Source organism: Corallococcus sp. Z5C101001, from assembly GCF_007352635.1.
GTDB classification, from domain to species: domain Bacteria; phylum Myxococcota; class Myxococcia; order Myxococcales; family Myxococcaceae; genus Corallococcus; species Corallococcus silvisoli.
The window spans coordinates 128,637-148,045 of record NZ_VKLU01000007.1; the positions used below are offsets into that span (position 1 = coordinate 128,637).

Genomic DNA, 19,409 nt, shown 5'->3' on the forward strand with positions numbered 1-19,409 from the left:
CGGGGTGCGCCGGACGCCTGTCTGGGGGGTGGGCAGACACCGGGGGGAGAGGGACAGCGGAGGTCGTGCTAGGTAGGAGCCATGTCTCCCCGACGCCCCGAAATCCTCGCCCCCGCCGGTGACCTGGAGTCGTTGCGTGCCGCCCTCGCCAGTGGCGCGGACGCTGTCTACTTCGGGCTCGACGAGGGGTTCAACGCGCGGGCCCGCGCGGAAAACTTCTCACTGGAGCGGCTGTCCGAGACGGTGGGCCTCATCCACCGGGCGGGCGCGCGCGCCTACGTGACGCTGAACACGTTGGTGTTCGAGCCGGAGCTGCCGGTGGTGGAGCACCTGCTGCGCGGGGTGGCGCGGGCGGGAGTGGACGCGCTCATCGTGCAGGACCCCGCGGTGGCGCTGCTGGCGCGGGCGGTGTGCCCCCAGTTGGAGCTGCACGCGTCCACGCAGATGACGCTGTCCAGCGCGGAGGGGGCGCGGTTCGCCACGGGGCTGGGCTTCACGCGGATGGTGGTGCCGCGAGAGCTGTCGGTGGCGGAGATTCGCCGGCTCGCGTCACAGACGGACATCGAGTTGGAGGTCTTCATCCACGGGGCGCTCTGCATGTCGTGGAGCGGCCAATGCCTCACGAGCGAGGCGTGGGGGGGCCGGTCCGCCAACCGGGGCCAGTGCGCGCAGTCCTGCCGGCTGCCGTACGACCTGGTGGTGGATGGTGAGACACGCGACCTGGGCGAGGTGAAGTACCTGCTCAGCCCCAAGGACCTGGCGGGCGTGAGGGCGGTGCCGGAGCTGGCGGACATCGGCGTGCACAGCCTGAAGATTGAAGGCCGGCTCAAGGGGCCGCAGTACGTCTCCAGCACGGTGCAGGGCTACCGTCGGTGGCTGGACGGGGTGATGGAGGGGAGGCCCGACGGGGCGCGGCTGGCGAAGGACCTGGCGGAGATGTCGCTGTCATACAGCCGGGGGTTCTCGCACGGGTTCCTGGCGGGGTCGGACCACCAGACGCTGGTGGAGGGGCGCTTTCCCAAGCACCGGGGGCTGTACCTGGGCCGGGTGCACGCCGTGGCGGGCAAGGACGTGCTCGTGGTGCCGGACGACCGGCCGTGGACGGGCGCGCTGGGCCTGGGGGATGCGCGGCCGGAGGCGCCCTCGGGCGCGGTGTCGGCGCCGCTGACCGGCGAGCCGGACCCCGCGGACGTGGATCCGCGCCCGGGCATGGGCGTGGTGTTCGACGCGGGCGCGCCCGAGGACAAGCACGAGCCGGGCGGCCCCATCTTCCGCGTGGAGCGCGAGGGCGACGCGTGGGTGCTGGGCTTCGGCCATCCCGGGCCGGACCTGGGCCGGGTGGCGCCGGGGCAGCGCGTGTGGCTCAACAGCGACCCGGCGCTCGCGCGGCGCACGGAGGGGCTGCTCGCGGAGGGCGAGCCCGAGGGCCGCATCCCGCTGTCGCTCTGGGTGACGGGCGCGGAGGGCACCCCGCTGCGCGTGCGGATGAGCACCGGGCGCTACACGCGGGAGGCGGTGGGAACGACGCTGCTGGCGCCTTCACGCGGCGCGGGCGTGGATGCGGCGCTGCTCAAGGACAAGCTGGCCGCGCTGGGTGGGACGTCGTTCCATCTGGCGGCGCTGGACGCGTCTGGACTGGCGCCGGGGCTGCACCTGCCGGTGTCGGAGCTGAAGGCGCTGCGCCGGCAGCTGGTGGCGGAGCTGACGGCGGACGTGGAGCGCGGGCCCGCGCGGACCGTGAGCACGGAGGCGGTGGAGGACGGCGTGCGCCAGGGATTGCTGGCGCGGGTGGTGGCGCGGCCGGAGCCGGAGGCGCCGCGGTTGCTGCCGCTGTGCCGGAACGCGGCGCAGTTGGAGGCGGCCATCGCGGCCGGGCTGGGCGAGGTGGAGCTGGACTGGATGGAGATGGTGGGGCTCCAGAAGGCGGTGGAGCGGGCGCGCGCGGCGGGGCTGCGCGTCACCATCGCGACGGTGCGCGTGCAGAAGCCGGGCGAGGAGGGCTACGACACGCGGCTGGACCGGCTGCGACCCGACGCGGTGCTGGTGCGGCACTGGGGCGCGATGATGCACTTCCTGGAGCAGCCGGCGGGCGCGGCGCGGCCGGTGCTGCACGGGGACTTCTCCCTCAACGTCACGAACTCGCTGACGGCTTCCCACCTATTGGGGCTGGGGTTGGACACGCTGACGGTGTCGCACGACCTGGACTCGGAGCAGCTCTTCGCCTTGTTGGAGAAGGCGCCAGCGCACCGGTTCGCGGTGGCGCTGCATCACCACATCGCCACGTTCCACACGGAGCACTGCGTGTATTCGCACACGCTGTCCAACGGGCGCGACTACAAGGCCTGTGGGCGGCCGTGTGAGAAGCACGCCATCGCGCTCAAGGACCGGCTGGGATTGGAGCACCCGGTCATCGTGGACGTGGGGTGCCGCAACACGGTGTTCAACGCGCAGGCCCAGAGCGCGGCGTCGCTGGTGCCGCGCTTGCTGGAGCGCGGCGTGCGGCGCTTCCGCGTGGAGTTCGTGCGCGAGACGCGGGAGGAGGCCGCGCGCGTGCTGGCCGCGTATCAGGAGCTGCTCGCGGGCCGGCTGGCACCCGCGGAGGCGGTGAAGCGCGCGGCGGTGCATGAGCAGTTCGGGGTCACGCGCGGCACCATGCAGGTCCTCAAGCACCCAGCTCCAAACACACGCTGAGGTTCATGGGGGCCGGGTCCCCTATCAATGGCAGACCCGGCCCTCTAGACTTGTCAGCCCCTCCTTCAAGGACAAGCGAGATGGGCATGAACAAGCTGCGTGGACTGGTGATGTTCGCGGTGCTGGGTTTCGGTGCGCTGACGGGCTGTGGCGGGGTGAAGGACAGCGCCGCGCCAGAGACGGCCTCGGTGGAGCAGGGCCTGAAGTATTGCGCGGACAACGACGACTGTGAGGAGGGCCTGGGCTGCATCGACTCCGCGTGCAGGCCTGTGACGCCGAACGATCTGCCCTGTGGCGTCAGGGAGAGCACCCCGAATGGGACCATGTACTGTTATTCGGGCCTGCTCTGCTGTCTGAATCACCCCGCCGGAAAGTGCGTGGATGAGCCGGAGCAGTGCTGCGTGAATGCGCCGGAGCCGTGCTAGGCCCCAGGGCATCTCCGCGAGACAGGTCGAGGGGGCCCGGCGAGGAGGTCCTTCGCGGGCACACGCTAACGCGCGCTGCCCGCCGGGGCCCCGAGCCGCTGCTCATAGGCATCCAAGGTCCGCCGCCAGGCGGGCCGTGCCTCACAGCGCTCGCGGTAGGCGGAGACCCGGGGGAAGCGGTCGAGCACGCCCGCGTTGCGCACCTCGCGCAGCACCGTGGTCATCAGGATGTCCGCCACGGTGAAGGCCTCACCGGCGAGATGCGGACGCACCCGAAGCCAGTCCTCGAGCGCTGTCAGATGGAGCTCGGCATGGTTCACCATCCCGGGACGCCGCTGCGCGCCGGTGGGGTCGGCGTCGCCGAGCAGATCGATCATCACGATCTGGAACAGCGGGGGCTCCACGGTGTTGAGCGCGGCGAAGCACCAGCGCGTCACCTGGGCCCGGCCCTGGAAATCCGCGGGCATCAAGCGGCCCGTCTTCTCCGCCAGGTACAGCAGGATCGCCCCCGTCTCGGTGAGCACGAAGCCTTCGTCCTCGAGCACCGGCACCTGAGCGAAGGGGTTCAGCCGCCGGTACTCCTCGCTCCGGGTTTCCCCCGCGGGGTGATCCACGCCATGCACCCGGTAGGGCACACCCAGCTCCTCGAGCGTCCACAGGACGCGCAAGTCGCGCGTGAGCCCCACGACCTTCGAGTTGACGCGGCCGAAGCCGTAGAGCGTGATCATTCGATCATTCTCCTTGGCGGACCCGCCCGCTGTCGAGGAATCACCTCGCTCCGGCTCCTGCGCCGCTGCTGACTCACGCGATGTGGAGCACGTCCTGACGCGTCGAAGCCGTGCGCAGCCACCGCACGCGCAGCAGGCCGAGCAGCAGCGTCATCGCGGCGAACCAGCCCCAGGAGTTGGGTTCGACGCCAACAAGCGTCTCGTCGAAGTGGTCCAGAAACATGCCATCCACGTTGATGAGAAACGCCATGCCGAGCAGCAATGGCCCGATGAACAGGGCCGCGATGCAGGCCCATGACATGAAGTCTTGCAAGGCCGAAAAGAAGCTTCGACCCGACTGCGTCACCGACCGCAGGACATCTTGAGGGGAGACATCCAGTCGTCGCCACGACGCGAGCAGAATCGCAGTGGTCACAAAGACGACGAGAATCATCGCGAAATCCCAAGGCCCGGCACGATCCAGTCCCAGGAGCACGAGGATCCGAGCCGGCGGCGGTCCGAACTGGAAGTAGTAGCACTGCCCGATCGTGACCAAGACGCCGATAAGAGCCCGCACACTGAACAAGCTGGGGACGACGAGCATCGCCGTCACTCCAGTCCAGCCCACCAGGTCACCCAAACGCTGCGCGAGACTGACGCGTCCACGAGAGCCGTCTCGGGACATTCCAGCCCCCTGCCCCAGCCAACGCATGAACAGCAACACGATCACCGGCGTGGCCACGACGAGGCCCGAGAAGAATGCCTCGATGCTCCACGGCTGGATGTCGAAGCGTGCTTCGCCCAGGCCGAGCTTCCGGTATTCCTTCACAACGATGATGGCAAGCCACAACAGCGGTCCCATGAATACGGCGCCCGAGCAGGCCCAACCCATGAGTTCGCGGATGCCCAGGGTGCGGGTCCACGGCGACGGAGCCTTCAGGCTCAATACGTCATGACTGTCCCGAGCGCCCCGCCTCAGCCAGAGCACCAGCGGCAGCGCGACCCACGGCACCAGGAAGAGAAACATCAGCAGAAAAGTTGCCAATAACCCGAACATGGGCGGCGGATCGTCTGTCAGCGTGAACTGCATGGGACTCCCTCCTGTCCCCCGCAGTCTACCGCATGTCAGGCCATGGCCGCTGGCGGGGGCTCGGGGCTGGCGGGCGTCAGGTTCACCGGCTCACCGTCCGCGCCCAGCACCACCGGCGAAATGCCCAGCTTGCGCTCCACCAGCGTGTGCCCCAGGTAGACGAGCGGCGTGAGGCCAATCGCTATCAACAGCTTCACCGCGTACGACGTGAAGATGATCCGGAAGATGACCTCCCGGGGCAACACCCCCGTCCACGCGACGAACTGCACCACCACCGTGTCGATGAGCTGCGACACCACCGTCGAACCCGTGGCCCGCAGCCACAACATCCGATTGTTCGTCACCCGCTTGAGCAGGTTGAAGACCGCGATGTCCGAGAACTGCCCCACCAGATACGCCACCATCGACGCCATCAGGATGCGCTGCGAACCACCGAACACGTTGTTGAACGACGGCGCCACCGTGCCGATGTAGTCCTTCGCCTCCGTCATCGGCGCCCACGGAATCTCGACCGACACGGAGACGATCGCGAACGTGAAGATGGCCATGAAGAAGCCCACCCACGTCACGAACCGCGCGGCCTTCTTGCCGTAGAACTCGTTGAGGATGTCCGTCAGCAGGAACGTCACCGGGAACGGCAACATCCCCATCGACATCACCGCGACCACCGGCCCCAGGTGAACCTCGAACAGCTTCACCCCGATGATGTCACCCACCACCAGCGAGGTGACAAACAGCCCCGCGAGCGCCACGAAAAGCTGAATCCGCCGGTCCAGGTTCATCCATGCGTCCTTCAACAGCGAGCCGCCCCTAGAGCTAGCACACCCTCCAGGCCCCGTCGCTGCGCCACCCACCGCCCGCCCGCTCGCTGTTCCTATTCGGGCAGGTAGTACTGGGCCCCTGGATCCACGGGCTGCACCGCCTCCCCACCCCGCCCCTCCGAGAACACCAGCCGCGGCCGGTACACCCCCACCACCGTCTGCTCCGTCCCTGTCGGGTTGCCGTAGCGGTGCGTGAACACGCCCGGCCCCTGGAACGCCATGCCCCGCCCCACCCCCTGCCCCTGGAGCAGCATCCCCGCGCCCAGCACCAGCTCGCTGCCCTCCGTGTGCCCGTCCGCGCGCGGCGGGATGACCCCACCCGGATCCACCCGCAGCCGGTACACCCCGTACGTGGCCCCCTCGTGGATGACATCCACCCGCCCGAATGGCCGCTCCTCCGTCCGGTACACCATCTCATCGGAGGTCCGGTGCATCTGGAGCGAGGGGATGGCCCACCCGCTCAGCGCCTCCGGCTTGGTGACTCGCACCGTGGCGGCTCGCACCCGCGCGTGCGGCGCCGCGTCCGTGGGCGGCGCCAGCAGGTAGCGGCACACCGCCTCCGCCGCGGACTCCAGCAGCTCGAAGCGGCACGCATCCAGGAGGAAGCGCAGCTCTCCGGCCAGCCGCCCGTAATGCACCGTGTTCGCCAGCTTCCCCCCCACCGCGGCCTGCCGCGCATCCAGGAAGAGCGCCACGTCCAGGCGCAGCGGCTGGGGCGTCACGCGCTCCCGGTTGTAGACGCCCACGATGCAGTCCGCCGTGAGCCCCCGCAGCTGAATCACATCCAGCGGACGGCCTTGCGCGTCGGTCACGATCGGGTGGATCAACGCCGGTTCCTCGCTCATAGCCGCGCGCTCCTTCCGCCATCCACGGCGATGACCTGCCCGGTGAGATACGGCGCCTCGCGCGCGAGGAACACGACCAGGCGCGCCACGTCCTCCACGCTGCCCTCACGCCCCAGCGGAACCTGCTGGAGCACCGCCTCCCGCGCCGCCGCGTCGAAGTCCTCCGGGAAGGCCACCACCCCCGGGGAGATGGCGTTGACCCGCACGTGCGGCGCCAGCTCCACCGCCAGCGCGCGCGTCAACATCACGAGCCCCGCCTTGCTCACCGAGTAGTGCGCGTAGTGGCTCACCGCCCGCTCCCCGCCGATGTCGGTGAGGTGCACGACCACCGGATCCCTCCCCGCGCGAAGCGAGGGCAGCAGCGCCTGCGTGAGGAAGAACGGCGCGTCCAGGTTCACGCCGAGCATGCGGCGGTACTGCTCGCGGTCCACCGCGGCGAAGTCCACCCGCTCGTAGAGCCCCGCGTTGTGGACCACCACGTCCAGCGCCGGATGCGCCTGGCGGATCCGCGCGCCCAGCGCGTCCACGGCGGCCGGGTCGGACAGGTCACCGCTGTACAGCGTGACCTCGCGCCCCAGCGCCCGGAGCTCGGCCGCCAGGGACTCCAGCGGCGCCAGGGAGCGGTGCGCGTGCAGCGCCAGGTCGTAGCCAGCCCGGCCGAGCGCGCGCGCCACCGCGCTTCCAATGCGCACGCCCGCGCCCGTGATGAATGCGGTCCCCATATGCGGGCCCTGCCTAACAGGCCCGCTCGGCGCCTTCACGCACGAAACACCGCGGGGCGGCACCTGGAGAACCCCCTCTCCAGGCACCGCCCCGCGTTCACTGCCCTGCGTCGTCCCCCTGAAGTCCTCGCTACGGGTGGTAGACCACCGTCACCCAGCGGCGCCCGCTGTAGGGCACCCAGACCCACTCCGTCACCGCCTGGTAGCCGCCCGGGACGTAGCGCTGGTCGTAGTAGCCCGGCGTGCAGCGCGTGTGGCGGCCGTGGCGGCCCCGGGACACGCACTGCTCCGGGACCCAGACCTGCTCGTAGCGCGCCGGCACCCAGCGCTCCACCGTCTGCAACTCGTAGCGGCCCCGGGCATCCACCGGGCGCGGCATGGGCCCGTAGTTGCAGTTCGGGCCGCGGCAGCCCATGAAGCGGCGCGTCTTCGCGTCGTCGTCGTCGTAGCGGAACGCCTGGCCCTGGGGCACCTCCCAGCCACCGCGGTGCTCCTGGCCGCCCCACCGCGCATCCGCCTGCGTCGGGCCGCGCCAGTCCGCCGCGAACGACGTGGAGGAACCGAGCAGCAGTGCACCGAAGGCCAGGGTCGCGAGTCCGAGCTTGAAAGCCATGTCTTCCATCCTCCGTCCGAGTTGCTTGTCCTGACTGACGCAGCCCCCAGCAGGACATTCAAATCCGCTCGGGTCTTCGTGAACCCGGGTGGCGGGGCGGGGGGGATGTGGGTACACCTCGGTCCATGTTCCACCGAGACGGCCCCACCCTCCGGGAACTCGCCCGGCAGGCCCTCACCTCCGTCGAGCAGGGCTACGACCTGCTCGCGCCCAAGTTCGAGCACACGCCGTTCCGCACGCCGGATCCGGTGCTCAAGGCGGCGCTCGCGCGGGTGGGCCCGCCTGGAAGCGTGGGGGCCGCGCTGGACGTGTGCTGCGGCACCGGCGCCGCGATGCGCGTGCTGCGCCCGCTGTGCCGCGAGCGCGTCGTCGGCTTCGACCTGAGCCAGGGCATGCTGGACGAAGCGCGCCAGCGCGTCGCGGAGGCGCCGGGCACCGCGGCGTTCGACTTCGTGCGGGGCGACGCGCGGGAGCTGCCCTTCGACGCGGCGTTCGACCTGATCACCAGCTTCGGCGCCTTCGGGCACATCGTGGAGGAGGACGAGCCCCGGCTCGTGCGCGGCATCGCTCGCGCGCTGAAGCCAGGAGGCCGCTTCGTCTTCGTCACCGGACAGCCGCCGTCCGCGCTGAACCCCGGCTACTGGGTGGCGAAGGGCTTCAACGCGGCCATGCGCGTGCGCAACGCGCTCTGGAAGCCGCCGTTCGTCATGTACTACCTGACGTTCCTCGTGCCCCGGGCCCGCGCCCTGCTGGAGGCGGAGGGGCTCGACGTCGAGGTGCGCGAGGGCGACATGCCGGAGCCCTTCGGCCGCCTCGTCACCGTCATCGCGACGAAGCGCTGAGCGCGCCGCTCAAGGGGCGGGCACCGCGGCTTCGGACTCCGCGTACTCCACCGCGAGGAGCTCGTACTCCACCGCGCCGCGCGGGCGCTCCACCTGGACGGCCTCGCCCGCCTCCTTGCCCAGGAGCGCTCGCGCCAGCGGGGACTCCACGCTCAAGCGGCCCGCCTTCACGTCCGCTTCATCCGGGCCGACGATGCGATAGCGCACGCGCGCGCCGTCCTCGTCCTCCAGCACCACCCACGCGCCAAAGAAGACGCGGCCCGCCTGCGAGGGATCCGGCTCCACCACCCGCACGTCCTCCAGGATGGCGGCAAGCTCGCGCGCCCGGCGTTCCCGCTCGCGCCTGCGCACGGCGGCCTCCAGCTCCGGCCAGTCCCGGGGCTCTGGCCCCTGGGACGCCAGCAGCTCCTCCTGGAGCGCGCGGTAGCCTTCCGGGGTGATGTAGCGCCGCGCCGCCGACGCCGGCCGGGGACGCTCGGGGGTCAGCCCCTCGTCACCGCCCCCATCTTCCTTCGTGAATGCCTTCGACATGGGCCCGCCCTCCTCCCAGGAGACTTCTCAACCTTTCCCGGGATTCGCACGCGAGGGCCGCCCGCTCGCCCGCACTCCAGGGGCGGCGCTCACCGGCGGGGGGCCGCGCTCAGGCGCCCATGGAGCAGGCGCCTGATTCAGGGGTTGCCTTGAACCGGGGCTCAGACGCCCGCGTCGGAGCCGGTCTGCTCGGGCGTGGCGGGCGCCGTCTCCGCGGGGGCGATGGTCGCGCCTTCGGGCGCGGGGGCCTCACCGGAGGGGACGAGCTGGAGCTTGTAGCCGTGCACGCCCTTGGGCAGCACGACCTCCACCAGCGGGTTCTCCTTCGCCAGATCCTTGGAGACCTTGAGGGAGATCTCGCCGTTCTCATCGCTGACGGCGTTGAGGTGGTTGCGGTACTCGCCGCCCAGCACCTTGGCGCCCTTCACCGGCTGGCCGGTCTGCGCATCCGTCACGCGCAGCACCACGAGCTGATCCTCCTGGAGTGCCGTGGCGCCATTCGCGTGCACGATGTCGTTGTAGCGCGGGCGCAGCGAGCACGCCGACAGCAGCGCGGAGGAGAGGACAGCGACGGTCAGCAGGTTGCGGCGAAGGCTCATGGAATCCATCCAGGCTGTGAAGACGGTAAGACAGGGGCGCGGCAGCATAGCCGCCAGCCACCGGACGCCAAGTCTCCCGTGCGTCACGGTCGCCGTGTGCGGCATCCGCCCTCACGCCGCGTCGCGGAATTCCCGGCGAGCAGGCATGGCGTGCGCCCTCCTCCCCGGGGACCGGTGGAGCCCTCGGCCCTTCCACCTGCCCGCTTCCAGCACCATCTCAACCATGTCCGGGCACCGTCCTACCCCCGCCCGTACGGAGGCCAAGGCTCCATGGATGAGACCGATACGGACGTCCCCGCGAACCGGGAGCTGGCGCAGCGCGTGGAAGCCCTGCCGCATGAGCGGATCGACTACGTGGAGGTTCCAGCGGACCTCCGCGTGGTGGAGGACAGCTCCATCGCGTGGAAGCACAACCGCTTCAAGGTGAGCGTGTTGACGATGGTGCTCATCAGCCTGAGCACGTTCTTCTTCCCGATGTTCAACGGCCTGCTGGCCGGCGCGTTCGGCGGCTTCCACGCGGGACAGCCACGTCGCGCGCTGAGCGCCGCGCTCGTCACCGCCGTCGTGGTGCCCGTGACGCTCTACGTGGCCTTCGATGTCTTCGGCGTGGGCACCGTGCGCATCTTCTCCGGGCTGGGCTTCACCGCCTGGAGCGTGCTGCACGCCATCTGCGTGTTCATTGGCGCCCTGGCCGGGGCCTCCAGCCGACCGCTGTTCAGCGGCGACATCCCCATCGTCTACGCCCCGCCCGCGCCACTCCTGGCGGAGGGCGAAGTCGAGCCGGCCCTGCCGGAAGGGTCTCGGGACTTCTCCCGGGACCTCCCCCTGGCGACGGCCCTTCCTCCCAACGGACCTGTGCGCGGGGAGTGACGCGCTCCAGGTCACATGCCCTGGAGCACCGCGTCCGCGTCGGAGCGGCGGCGAGGCACCCGGGCGCCGCGGCTTCCACGGCGGCCCCCGGTGCTACGCGAGCCGTGCGCCGCCGGGCTCGCGCCGCGTATGACCGGACCGCTCCTCCAGGAAGAGCCGACGCAGATAGGGATTGAGGAACCGTCCCTCCGGGTCCAGCTGCTCGCGCACGCGCTGGAAGTCATCCCAGCGCGGATACAGGTGCTTCAGCGTCGCCGCCGTCTGCGTGTGCAGCTTGCCCCAGTGCGGCCGGCCGCCATGGTTGCGGAAGATGGCCTCCGCGCCAGAGAAGTACGGCTCCAGCGGCATGCCCCGGTACTGGTGCACCGCGATGAAGGCGCGGTCCCCGCCATGCGCCGGGCTGAGGAACACGTCGTCCCCGCGCACGAAGCGGTACTCCACCGGGAAGTGCACGGGCAGCTTCTCGCGCGTGATGTATTCGGACAGCTCGCGCAGGCAGTCCGGGCCCCGCTCCACCGGCACGCCGTATTCCATCTCCTGGAAGCGCACGAGGCGCGGCGTGGCGAACAGCGCGTGGCTCTGACCCGCCAGCACCCCCTCCGACGCCAGCTTCGCGGACAAGCGGCTCACCGGCGCGCACCACGCGGGCCGCATCCGGCACGCGCGGCTCACCGCGCCGAAGAGCGCGTTCTCCATCACCATCTCGTTGAGCCAGCGACCCACGCCCACCCCGTAGGGGGCCTCGTCCGTGAGGTCCATCGCCTTGGTCATCACGCGGTCCGAGTGCGGGAACCAGAAGAACTCGTAGTGCCGGTGGCGCGTCCGCGCTTCGTCCAGGCCCGCGAGGCACTCCTCCAGCCCCAGGTTCCGGCGCGTCAGCCGCAACCGGTACGCGGGCAGCAACCGCAGCCGCACCCGCGTCACCACCCCCAGCGCCCCCAATGACACACGCGCGGCCTGGAGCAGCTCCGGTGACGCGTCCTCCGAGCACGTCACCTCGTCCCCGCTCGCGGTGACGAGCGTCATCGCCGCCGCCTGCGTGGACAGGATGCCCAGCCCCATGCCCGTCCCGTGCGTGCCCGTGCCCAGCGCGCCGCCCAGCGACTGCTTGTTGATGTCGCCCAGGTTCTCCATCGCCAGGCCGTGCGAGGCGAGCAGCCCCCCCAGCTCCCGCAGGTTCGTGCCCGCCCACACCACGGCCTCGCGCGCGGCGGCGTCCACGGACTCGAGGCCGTGCAGCGCTTCGAGCGACACCATCGTCTCGTCCGTCGCGCACAGCGGCGGGAACGAGTGGCCGCTGCCCACCACCCGCACGGTGGCTCCCGCATCGCGGAGCGCGGCCTTCAGCGCCTCCACGGAGTCCGGCCGGAGGAAGCCGGACGGATGCGCCACCACCGCGCCGGACCAGTTGCGCCACGTCTTCACCTTCACCGCGTCGGTCGTCATGCCGTCATCCCCACTCGCCCCGGTAGGTCGGAACCTCGTCCACCACGCGCCCTCCGGAGATGAGCAGCAGCGTGCGGAAGTGCTCACACAGCTCGCCCGCCTTCGCGTGACGGAAGAACACCGGCGCGCCCAGGGGCAGCGGCACCGGGCCCGCGTACGCGATGGGCGTCTGCACCTCCCCCGCGCCCTCCAGCGACAGGAGCTTCGCGCCCTCCGGCAGATAGGGCACGGGCTGCTTGTCCGAGCCCGCCGAACCAGAGGCCACGTAGCCGCCGCCCTGCAGCGTGAAGAGGCCCGGGCCGGGACGGCGCGTGACGGGGATCGCGAAGGCCGCCGCGGGCTGGTGGTGGAAGCCCTGGTAGCCGTCGAAGAGCGCGGGCGAATACAGGCCGCTGCCCGCGGTGAGCTCGGTCACGCTCGGGTCCTCGCGCGTGGACTCCAGGCTGCCGGTGCCGCCGCCGTTCACGAAGCGCACCGGGAACCCCGCGCCCTTCAGCGCGGCCACCACCGCCTGCCTCCGCGCGTGCACGCGGCCCACCGAGCCCCGCTTGAGCGCGCGGATGGCCAGGTTCTTCGCCCCCGCGTGCGGCGCCGCGTCCGGCACTCCCGCGAGCTGCGCCTCGTAGCCCATGACGCCCGCGAGGAACACGGCGTCCCCTTCCGACGCGATGTGCTTCGCCACCGCCAGCGCGTCCTCTGGCGCGCGGAGCGGCGAGCGGTGCACGCCGAAGCGCAGCCCCGGCAGGTCCACCGACAGGTCCACATCCAGGCACAGCGGGACACGCGTCCCCTGCCGCCGCGCGGCCCTGACGGCGAGCGCCACGTGCTCCACCGAGTCCACCATCAACGTCACGGGCGCTGGCGGACGGCACAGCTCCGCCAGGGCCTCCGCGTCCACCACGGGGTAGCCCATGAGCAGGTCGGTAAAGCCGCGCTCGCGCAGGCGCACGGCCTCTTCGGCGCTGAAGCACATGAGCCCCCGGAAGCCGGGATACCCTTCGAGCACCCGCCGCAGCAGCGCCGCGCACCGCACCGACTTGGTGGCCAGCCGCACCGGCAGCCCCCCCGCGCGCCGCACCAGCGCCGCCGCGTTCTCGCCCAGCAGCTCCAGGTCCACGAAGGCCAACGGCAGCCGCCGCCCCTCCAGGGCACGGGCGTAGAAGGCGTAATCACGCGGCATGTCAGGGCCTCCGGGCGTTGACTCGACGGGAGGCCGCATCATCGCCGCGCCCCGTCATCGCGAGCGAGCGGAGGCACCGGCGCGTGCGCTGGAGGACAGGGCGGGAGGTCAGGGGCGCGAAAGGGGCAGCGCGCCGGACATCCCAGGGGGGACGCCCGGCGCGCGCACACACGGATTCTTCGACTCCTGGGTCGGCCCACCCCCCCGGAAGGGCACGGACAGTCATGGTGCCGTCCACCGAAAGCCATTTCTATTGAGGAAATCACGCGAGTCTTAAACGACTCGGTGCTCAAGAAATCACGCTGCATCTGGGCAGACGGTAGAAGCGCTGATTCCTCTTCTGACCTTACAAGTCTTCCAATTGTCTCCAGCGGATATAGTAAGTAAATCGTGATTGATTTGATTTCCGAGGACCAACGCCTGTTGCGCGAGCTGGAGGGCCTGCTGGAGGGGATGGAGCCAGGCTCCGAGGCCCTGCCCGCGGCCCTGGTCGCGCTCCGGCATGCGCTGCGCGCGGAGCGGACAGCCGCCTACGGCGTGGATGTGGGTTCCGACCGGTATCACACGACCTTCGTGCATGGCGTGGGCTTCACCCAGTCCGCGTCGGTGCTCTTCGAGATGTTCGACGCGTCGCTGCCGCCGGCCGGGACGCGCTTTGGCTATTACGACCCGGAGAAGCCGCCCCCGGCGCAGCGCAACCGGCCGCTCCGCCTCTCTCCGGTCGGGATGTCGGAGTCCTTGCGAGCCCTGCCCATCACGGGAGATGGCACGGGGCCGCTGTGGGAGCGTTTGGAGCTGAGCGAGGCGGAGTGGGAGCAGTCCCGGACCCAGTTCTCCGGACGCATCCTGGAGCTGTACCGGCGTCTGGGATTGGAGCACATGGCGCAGCTGCGGGTGCTGGTCTGCGAGGGTGACACGCTGCTGGGCTGGGTGGGCGCCTTCCGGACGGAGCCGTTCACGGAGCGCGACCAGCGGTTGATGCAAGCGCTGACGCCCGCCTTCCAGCGTCGGATGGCGCAGGAGCGGCGGCTGCGCGAGGCGGGGCTGCTGGGCCCCGCGCTGGGCGCGGCGCTGGAGGTGCTGGGGCGGCCCGCGTGGGTCGTCACGTTCAACGGCCGGGTGATGCACACCAACAAGGCCGGGCAGGCGCGGTGGGAGCAGGACGCCCAGGGCCTGGCGGCGCAGGTGCGCGAGTGTCTGCGCAGCCCGCCGGGCACGGGCCCCCTGTTCTCCTCCGGGCCGCTGCGCACGCCGGGGCTGCCGGACCACTACCTGGTGCTGGACCCGGGCCCGCCCATGGATCCGACGTCGCGGCTGCCGGTGCTGACCCAGCGCTGGGGGCTCACCGCGCGCGAGGCGCAGGTGCTGGAGCACGTGGTGCAGGGAGAGACGAACAAGGCCATCGCCCTGCACCTGGGCTGCGCCGAGCGCACGGTGGAGGTGCACGTCACGCACCTCTTGAACAAGGCCCAGGTGGAGAGCCGCTCGGCGCTCATCTCGCGCTTCTTCCAGTCCTGACGCGGCCCCTTCGCGCCGGTGGGCACGGCGCGGGGCGTGAGTAGGATGGAGGCATGGATGACGCGCTCCTGAAGCAGGCGCTGGCCCGCGCCGACGCGGCCGTGGCGAAGGGGCCGCACGCGGTCCCTGGGGATGGGCACCCCCGCACGCTGCACGTGGCGATGGGGGATCCGCAGGCGGACTTCGACCGGGTGATGTCCATCCTCTCGCTGCATGGGTTGCTGGGCGGGGACGGAGGGCTGCGCCCGGACGTGTGTCTGGTGTCGGTGGGGGACCACTTCGACTGGGGCCCCGCGGCCGACCGCGAGCGGGTGGCCCGAAGCGGCCTGCGGTTCGTGGCGTGGCTCGCGTCCCATCCGGCGGATCAAGCCGTGCTGCTGCTGGGCAATCACGACCTGGGGCGCGTGGGAGAGCTGGCGGACTTCACGGACGCGACCTTCCGCGCCGCCCAGGCCCAGGCGGACCAGGTCTACGCGGGGGACGCCACGGACGCGGCGGCGGAGCGGGCCTTCCTCCAGCGCTGGCCTGGACTGCCCACCGCGGAGCTGGCGGCGCGGGACTTCAGCACCTGGACCGAGGCGCAGCGCGCGTGGGTGGAGCACCTGCTGCGCGCGCGGCGGTTCCGCGTGGCGCACGCGGCCGGCCCTTCCCTGCTGGTGCTGCACGCGGGCGTCACGCGCGAGGATCTCCAGCGGGTGGGGCTCGCGCCTGAACGGTGGGCGGACGCGAGCGCGGTGGCGGCGGCGCTCAACGGGGTGATGGACCGGGCGGTGGCGGACTGGACGGGCGGGCCGCTCGTGCTGCCGGGACTGCACCATCCCGGCAACGCGAAGGACGGCGAGGGGCTGGGCATCTTCTACCAGCGGCCCAGCCTCCAGGCGGAGGACGCGGAGCGCGTGCGGGGCATGCCCCGGCGGCGCTTCGATCCCCGGCGCCTGCCCCTGGGCCTGACGCAGGTGGTGGGCCACACGCGCGACAAGCGGGTGCGGGAATTGGTGTCACCCGGTCCGGCGCGCGACGGCGTGCTGCGCTCCCTGGTGACGGACGGGACGCGCGTGGACTACGCGCACGGCCCGCCGCCCGCGACCGGCCCCGACGAAGCGGTGATGGTCTTCACCGATGGCGCCATGCGCGAGGGCGCGGCGGAGGACTTCCAGTTGTTCGACCTGGACGCCCGGCGCGCGGTGCCGCTGGCCCGGTAGCGGTCGCCGCGCGCACGGCGGAGGGCGCGGGTGCTACGGCGCCGCGCCCGGAACGGCGGCCGGAGCCTTGAGGCCGGCGAGCTTCTTCTCCAGCCCCTCCACCTGACGCGGCGACACCTGCGCCGTGGGCAGCGACTTCGCGAAGGTCAGCGCCTCCTCCAGCGTCTTCGTCGCGGCGGCGGGGTCCTTCCGGGCGACGTAGATGTCCGCGCGGCCGGAGAGGACGGACAGCCTCCGCGCGCCCTGCACGCGCGCCAGGGCCCGGTCGTTCGCGGCGAGCGCGTCGTCCAGCCGGCCCGACAGGCGGTACAGCGTCGCGAGGCGCGCGGGCGGGTTGTAGTCCTGGGGCAGGTCCCGCTCGCTCTGCTCCAGCGCGGGGATGGCCCGCTGCGGCGCCTCCAGCGTCATCGCCGCGAGCATGCGGTGCGAATCGAACACGGTGCGCGACTCGGGGTTGGGCGCCTTCGCGGCCTCGCCCTCCAGGAACGTCAGCCACTCCTGGGCCACCTGCTTCGCGCCCGCGGAGTCGCCGTCCTCCTTGCGCGCCTCCACCAGCACCTCGTACAGGCCGGAGCGGTCATCCGCCGACATCGCGATGGTGGGGGGCGACAGCACGTCGCGCGCCTTCGCCTCCAGCGCGTGGCGCAGGCCCGCGGCCTCGGGGGTGCCACCAGGAATGGCCAGCGCGCAGGTGAGGCCGTTGAGGACGCCGTTGGCCAGGTTGAGCGAGCGCTGCACCTTCGGCAGCTCCGCCACCGCCTTCTGGGCGCAGGGCACGTACTGCTTCGCCCCGTACTGGGCCATCAGCAGCGACTCCAGCGCGCGGCCCCGGCGGGACCAGTCGGCGGGGGCCTCGGCGAGCGCGAGCGACAGGGACTCGGCGGCCTCCGCGGGCTTGCCCTCCCCGTAGAGCGCGTCGCCCCGGGCGAGCAGCGCGTCCGCGCCGGTGGCACCGCCCTGGTACGCGCGCTCGCCGTCCTCGAAGAGGCGCTCCAGCTGCGGCACCGTGGCGCTGCCGGCGAAGCGCAGGAGGGCCTTCTCCTCGCGCGGGTCGATGATGAAGAAGGTGGGCCAGAACTCCACCGGGTACTTCTCCTGGAACGTCGCGTTCTGGGTCAGGTCGGTGTTGAGCTCCAGCCACACGAAGCGGCCCGCGTGCTTCGCCAGGGCGGCGTCCGTGAAGACGTAGGCGCGCATGGAGCGGCACGTGTGACACCACGGCGCCCACGTGTCGACGAAGAGGGGCACGCCCTTCGCCTTCGCCTCCGCGAGCGCGCGGGCGTAGTCGTCCGGGATGAAGGGCAGCGGGCCATCCGCATGGGCCTCCGAGGCCACGGGCGCGTTGGCGTTCGTGGCCGTGCAGGCGATGGACCCCGACAGGAGCAGGCAGGCGAGGAGGGAGCGCATGCGGCGCACCCTAGCGCGCCTCCTCCAGGGTGTCCTTCTCCGACAGTGCGCGCACACTTGTCTGGGCAGCGCGCGGCGTGCGTGCTGTCTTGCGCATGGCCCCTTATGCCCATGAAGGACCCTCGCGCCCTGCGCACCGCCCTCGCGTCCGCCCTGGACGCCCTGCCCGCCTCCGAGCGCTTCCCCGAAGGAAGTGACGCCGACGTCGCGCGCCGCCTGGCTGAGCGCCTGCGCCGCGACCTGCTGCCCCGCCTGGGCTCCGGCGCGGAGGACGCACCGCTGCTCCTCGTGGCCATCGCCGGGCCCAACAACGTCGGCAAGTCCACGCTCTTCAACGCGCTGGCGAAGGCGGCCCTGTCCCCCGCGCGGCCCGAGGGCGGGCTCACCAAGCAGTGCCTGGCCGCGGCGAACCCGGAGACATGGACGGGCGCGCTGAAGGACATGCTCACCCAGCGCTACGACATCCTCCCGGTGGCCGACGGCACCGTGGCGCCGGTCGACGAGGCCGGCCCCGCGGGGCGGCTGTACCTGGTGCTGTCGGGCGCGGTGCCGCGCGGCCTGCTGGTGATGGACACGCCGGACTTCGACAGCGTGTACCGCGACAACCGCGAGCGGGCCGAGGCGCTGCTCGTCACCGTGGACGTGCTGGTGTTCGTGGTGAGCCGGCAGACGTACCAGAACGCGGCGCTGGTGGACTTCCTGCGCGCGGCCGTGGGCCACGGCAAGCCGTACCTCCTCGTCTACAACGAGGCCACGCGCGAGGACGTGGCGCGCGGCCACCTGGACAAGCTGGCCCAGGACGTGGGCCATCCCCCGCTCGCGCGCTACCTGGCGCCCCACCAACCCGAGGTGGAGGCGGGGCTGAAGCCGCTGACCACGGAGCCGCTGGACGGACAGCCCCCGCTCGCCGCGCTGCTGGGTCAGGCCGAGCACGCGCGCGAGCTGAAGGCGCGGGCCCTGGAGGCCTCGCTGTCGGATGCGCGCTCGGAGCTGGACGCGGTCTCGCGCTCGGCGACGCGCGCGGCCCGGGAGCCGGAGCGGCTGCGGCAGCGCCTGCGGCACGACCTGCGAGGGCTTGGCGCGCAGGCGGCCTTGAAGGCCGTGCCCGCGGACGTGCTCGTGGATGCGTTCCGGGACGAACTGGACGCGCGCAGCACCTTCCACCGGTTCGTGCGCCTGCCCTTCCGTGGGCTGGCCACGGCGCTCACGTTCGTGAGCCGCAAGGTGCGCGAGTCCTTCACCGGGCCCCAGCCCCGCGAGGCGCTCCCCACGCAGGCGGTGGACGACGCGCTGAAGGACGGGCTGCGCCGGCTGGTGGATGCCTTCGCGCCGGAGGTGGCCGCGTGGCGCGGCGACGCGGAGACGCGGGAGAAGCTGACCCAGGCCTTCGGGCCCGCGATGCTGGGCCGGCTGGACGCGCCGCTGGAGCTGGGCTCGCTGCACGCGCACGCGGCGGACCGGGTGGCGCTGTATGACTTCTGCCGGGAGCTGGTGGGCACGGAGCTCCAGGGCGGCATGCGCGAGGAGCTGCTCCAGACCTTCACCACGCTGGTGTATTCGGTGCCGTCGGGGGCGGCGGCGGTGGTGACGGTGGCCACGGGCGGGCTGGGCCACGACGCGGTGGTGTGGGCGGGGACGCTGCTGTCCACGCCGCTCCTCGAGCGCTTCGTGGACCTGCTGGGCGCCCAGGTGCGCGCGACGGTGACGCGCAAGTGGGCGGATGCCCACGGGGCCACGCTGGCGCAGGCGCTGGAGACGCGCTTCTTCGCGGAGCTGCTGTCCCACCTGGATGCCCAGGCGGAGGGCTGGCTGCGCACCGCGGCCACGCTGGAGGCGGCGCGCCGGGCGACGGAGTAGGCGGCCGGTTCCGGACAGCACCCCGCCTTCCAGGTGGAGGCAA

The 19,409-nt window shown here is 71.8% G+C and carries 18 protein-coding genes; 7 read left to right on the plus strand and 11 right to left on the minus strand.

The annotated features are described in order from the left end of the window. The first annotated feature begins 81 nt into the window (after positions 1 to 81). Both FOF48_RS17600 and FOF48_RS17605 read left to right on the plus strand, forming a co-directional pair. Positions 82 to 2,691, plus strand: coding sequence for a U32 family peptidase (locus FOF48_RS17600; protein WP_143903145.1), 2,610 nt, complete (start codon positions 82 to 84; stop codon positions 2,689 to 2,691). 86 nt (positions 2,692 to 2,777) lie between these two features. Next, positions 2,778 to 3,116, plus strand: a complete 339-nt coding sequence (locus tag FOF48_RS17605) for a hypothetical protein (RefSeq protein WP_143903147.1) — start codon at positions 2,778 to 2,780, stop codon at positions 3,114 to 3,116. 65 nt (positions 3,117 to 3,181) lie between these two features. Here the strand turns inward: FOF48_RS17605 and FOF48_RS17610 are convergent, their stop codons facing one another. From FOF48_RS17610 to FOF48_RS17635, 6 genes are all read right to left on the minus strand, one after another. Further along, positions 3,182 to 3,844: a glutathione S-transferase family protein gene (locus FOF48_RS17610; protein WP_143903149.1), complete on the minus strand. Its 663-nt coding sequence runs from the start codon at positions 3,842 to 3,844 to the stop codon at positions 3,182 to 3,184. Positions 3,845 to 3,917: 73 nt separating this feature from the next. Beyond that, the gene (locus FOF48_RS17615; protein ID WP_143903151.1) at positions 3,918 to 4,913 is read right to left on the minus strand and encodes a hypothetical protein; all 996 of its coding nucleotides are present in this window, start codon (positions 4,911 to 4,913) and stop codon (positions 3,918 to 3,920) included. A gap of 35 nt (positions 4,914 to 4,948) precedes the next feature. Further along, a complete protein-coding gene (locus tag FOF48_RS17620; RefSeq protein ID WP_143903153.1) occupies positions 4,949 to 5,695 on the minus strand; it encodes a queuosine precursor transporter in 747 nt (248 codons plus the stop codon). A gap of 92 nt (positions 5,696 to 5,787) precedes the next feature. After that, positions 5,788 to 6,579 carry a dihydroneopterin aldolase gene (locus tag FOF48_RS17625; RefSeq protein WP_143903155.1) on the minus strand — a complete coding sequence of 264 codons (792 nt, stop codon included), beginning with the start codon at positions 6,577 to 6,579 and terminating at the stop codon, positions 5,788 to 5,790. Beyond that, a complete protein-coding gene (locus FOF48_RS17630) occupies positions 6,576 to 7,301 on the minus strand; it encodes an SDR family oxidoreductase (RefSeq protein WP_143903157.1) in 726 nt (241 codons plus the stop codon). The genes FOF48_RS17625 and FOF48_RS17630 overlap by 4 nt, the downstream gene beginning before the upstream one ends. A 130-nt stretch (positions 7,302 to 7,431) precedes the next feature. After that, positions 7,432 to 7,914 (minus strand): hypothetical protein, encoded by a 483-nt coding sequence (locus FOF48_RS17635; RefSeq protein ID WP_143903159.1) that lies wholly within the window; start codon positions 7,912 to 7,914, stop codon positions 7,432 to 7,434. 125 nt (positions 7,915 to 8,039) lie between these two features. Between FOF48_RS17635 and FOF48_RS17640 the strand changes: the two genes are divergently transcribed. After that, positions 8,040 to 8,756: a class I SAM-dependent methyltransferase gene (locus FOF48_RS17640; protein ID WP_143903161.1), complete on the plus strand. Its 717-nt coding sequence runs from the start codon at positions 8,040 to 8,042 to the stop codon at positions 8,754 to 8,756. Between the two features lie 9 nt (positions 8,757 to 8,765). Here FOF48_RS17640 and FOF48_RS17645 read toward each other — a convergent pair whose 3' ends face one another. Both FOF48_RS17645 and FOF48_RS17650 read right to left on the minus strand, forming a co-directional pair. Then, positions 8,766 to 9,287 (minus strand): GreA/GreB family elongation factor, encoded by a 522-nt coding sequence (locus FOF48_RS17645; RefSeq protein ID WP_143903163.1) that lies wholly within the window; start codon positions 9,285 to 9,287, stop codon positions 8,766 to 8,768. Positions 9,288 to 9,448: 161 nt separating this feature from the next. After that, entirely contained in the window at positions 9,449 to 9,886 is a 438-nt protein-coding gene (locus FOF48_RS17650; RefSeq protein ID WP_255442311.1) for a hypothetical protein, read from the minus strand. A 270-nt stretch (positions 9,887 to 10,156) separates the two neighbouring features. Between FOF48_RS17650 and FOF48_RS17655 the strand changes: the two genes are divergently transcribed. Further along, positions 10,157 to 10,756 carry a hypothetical protein gene (locus FOF48_RS17655; protein ID WP_143903165.1) on the plus strand — a complete coding sequence of 200 codons (600 nt, stop codon included), beginning with the start codon at positions 10,157 to 10,159 and terminating at the stop codon, positions 10,754 to 10,756. Between the two features lie 93 nt (positions 10,757 to 10,849). On the opposite strand, the gene FOF48_RS17660 is transcribed toward FOF48_RS17655, so the two are convergent. Further along, positions 10,850 to 12,202 (minus strand): D-arabinono-1,4-lactone oxidase, encoded by a 1,353-nt coding sequence (locus FOF48_RS17660; protein ID WP_143903167.1) that lies wholly within the window; start codon positions 12,200 to 12,202, stop codon positions 10,850 to 10,852. Between the two features lie 4 nt (positions 12,203 to 12,206). After that, positions 12,207 to 13,382, minus strand: coding sequence for an amino acid deaminase/aldolase (locus tag FOF48_RS17665; protein WP_143903169.1), 1,176 nt, complete (start codon positions 13,380 to 13,382; stop codon positions 12,207 to 12,209). A gap of 390 nt (positions 13,383 to 13,772) precedes the next feature. On the opposite strand from FOF48_RS17665, the gene FOF48_RS17670 reads away from it, so the two are divergent. Both FOF48_RS17670 and FOF48_RS17675 read left to right on the plus strand, forming a co-directional pair. Continuing rightward, entirely contained in the window at positions 13,773 to 14,900 is a 1,128-nt protein-coding gene (locus FOF48_RS17670) for a LuxR family transcriptional regulator (RefSeq protein WP_255442313.1), read from the plus strand. Positions 14,901 to 14,953: 53 nt separating this feature from the next. After that, the gene (locus tag FOF48_RS17675) at positions 14,954 to 16,102 is read left to right on the plus strand and encodes a metallophosphoesterase (RefSeq protein WP_143903171.1); all 1,149 of its coding nucleotides are present in this window, start codon (positions 14,954 to 14,956) and stop codon (positions 16,100 to 16,102) included. Between the two features lie 33 nt (positions 16,103 to 16,135). Here the strand turns inward: FOF48_RS17675 and FOF48_RS17680 are convergent, their stop codons facing one another. Next, a complete protein-coding gene (locus FOF48_RS17680) occupies positions 16,136 to 17,509 on the minus strand; it encodes a thioredoxin family protein (protein WP_143903173.1) in 1,374 nt (457 codons plus the stop codon). Positions 17,510 to 17,620: 111 nt separating this feature from the next. Here FOF48_RS17680 and FOF48_RS17685 point away from each other — a divergent pair, with 111 nt between their 5' ends. Next, the gene (locus FOF48_RS17685; protein ID WP_143903175.1) at positions 17,621 to 19,366 is read left to right on the plus strand and encodes a GTPase; all 1,746 of its coding nucleotides are present in this window, start codon (positions 17,621 to 17,623) and stop codon (positions 19,364 to 19,366) included. The last annotated feature ends 43 nt before the right edge of the window (positions 19,367 to 19,409 follow it).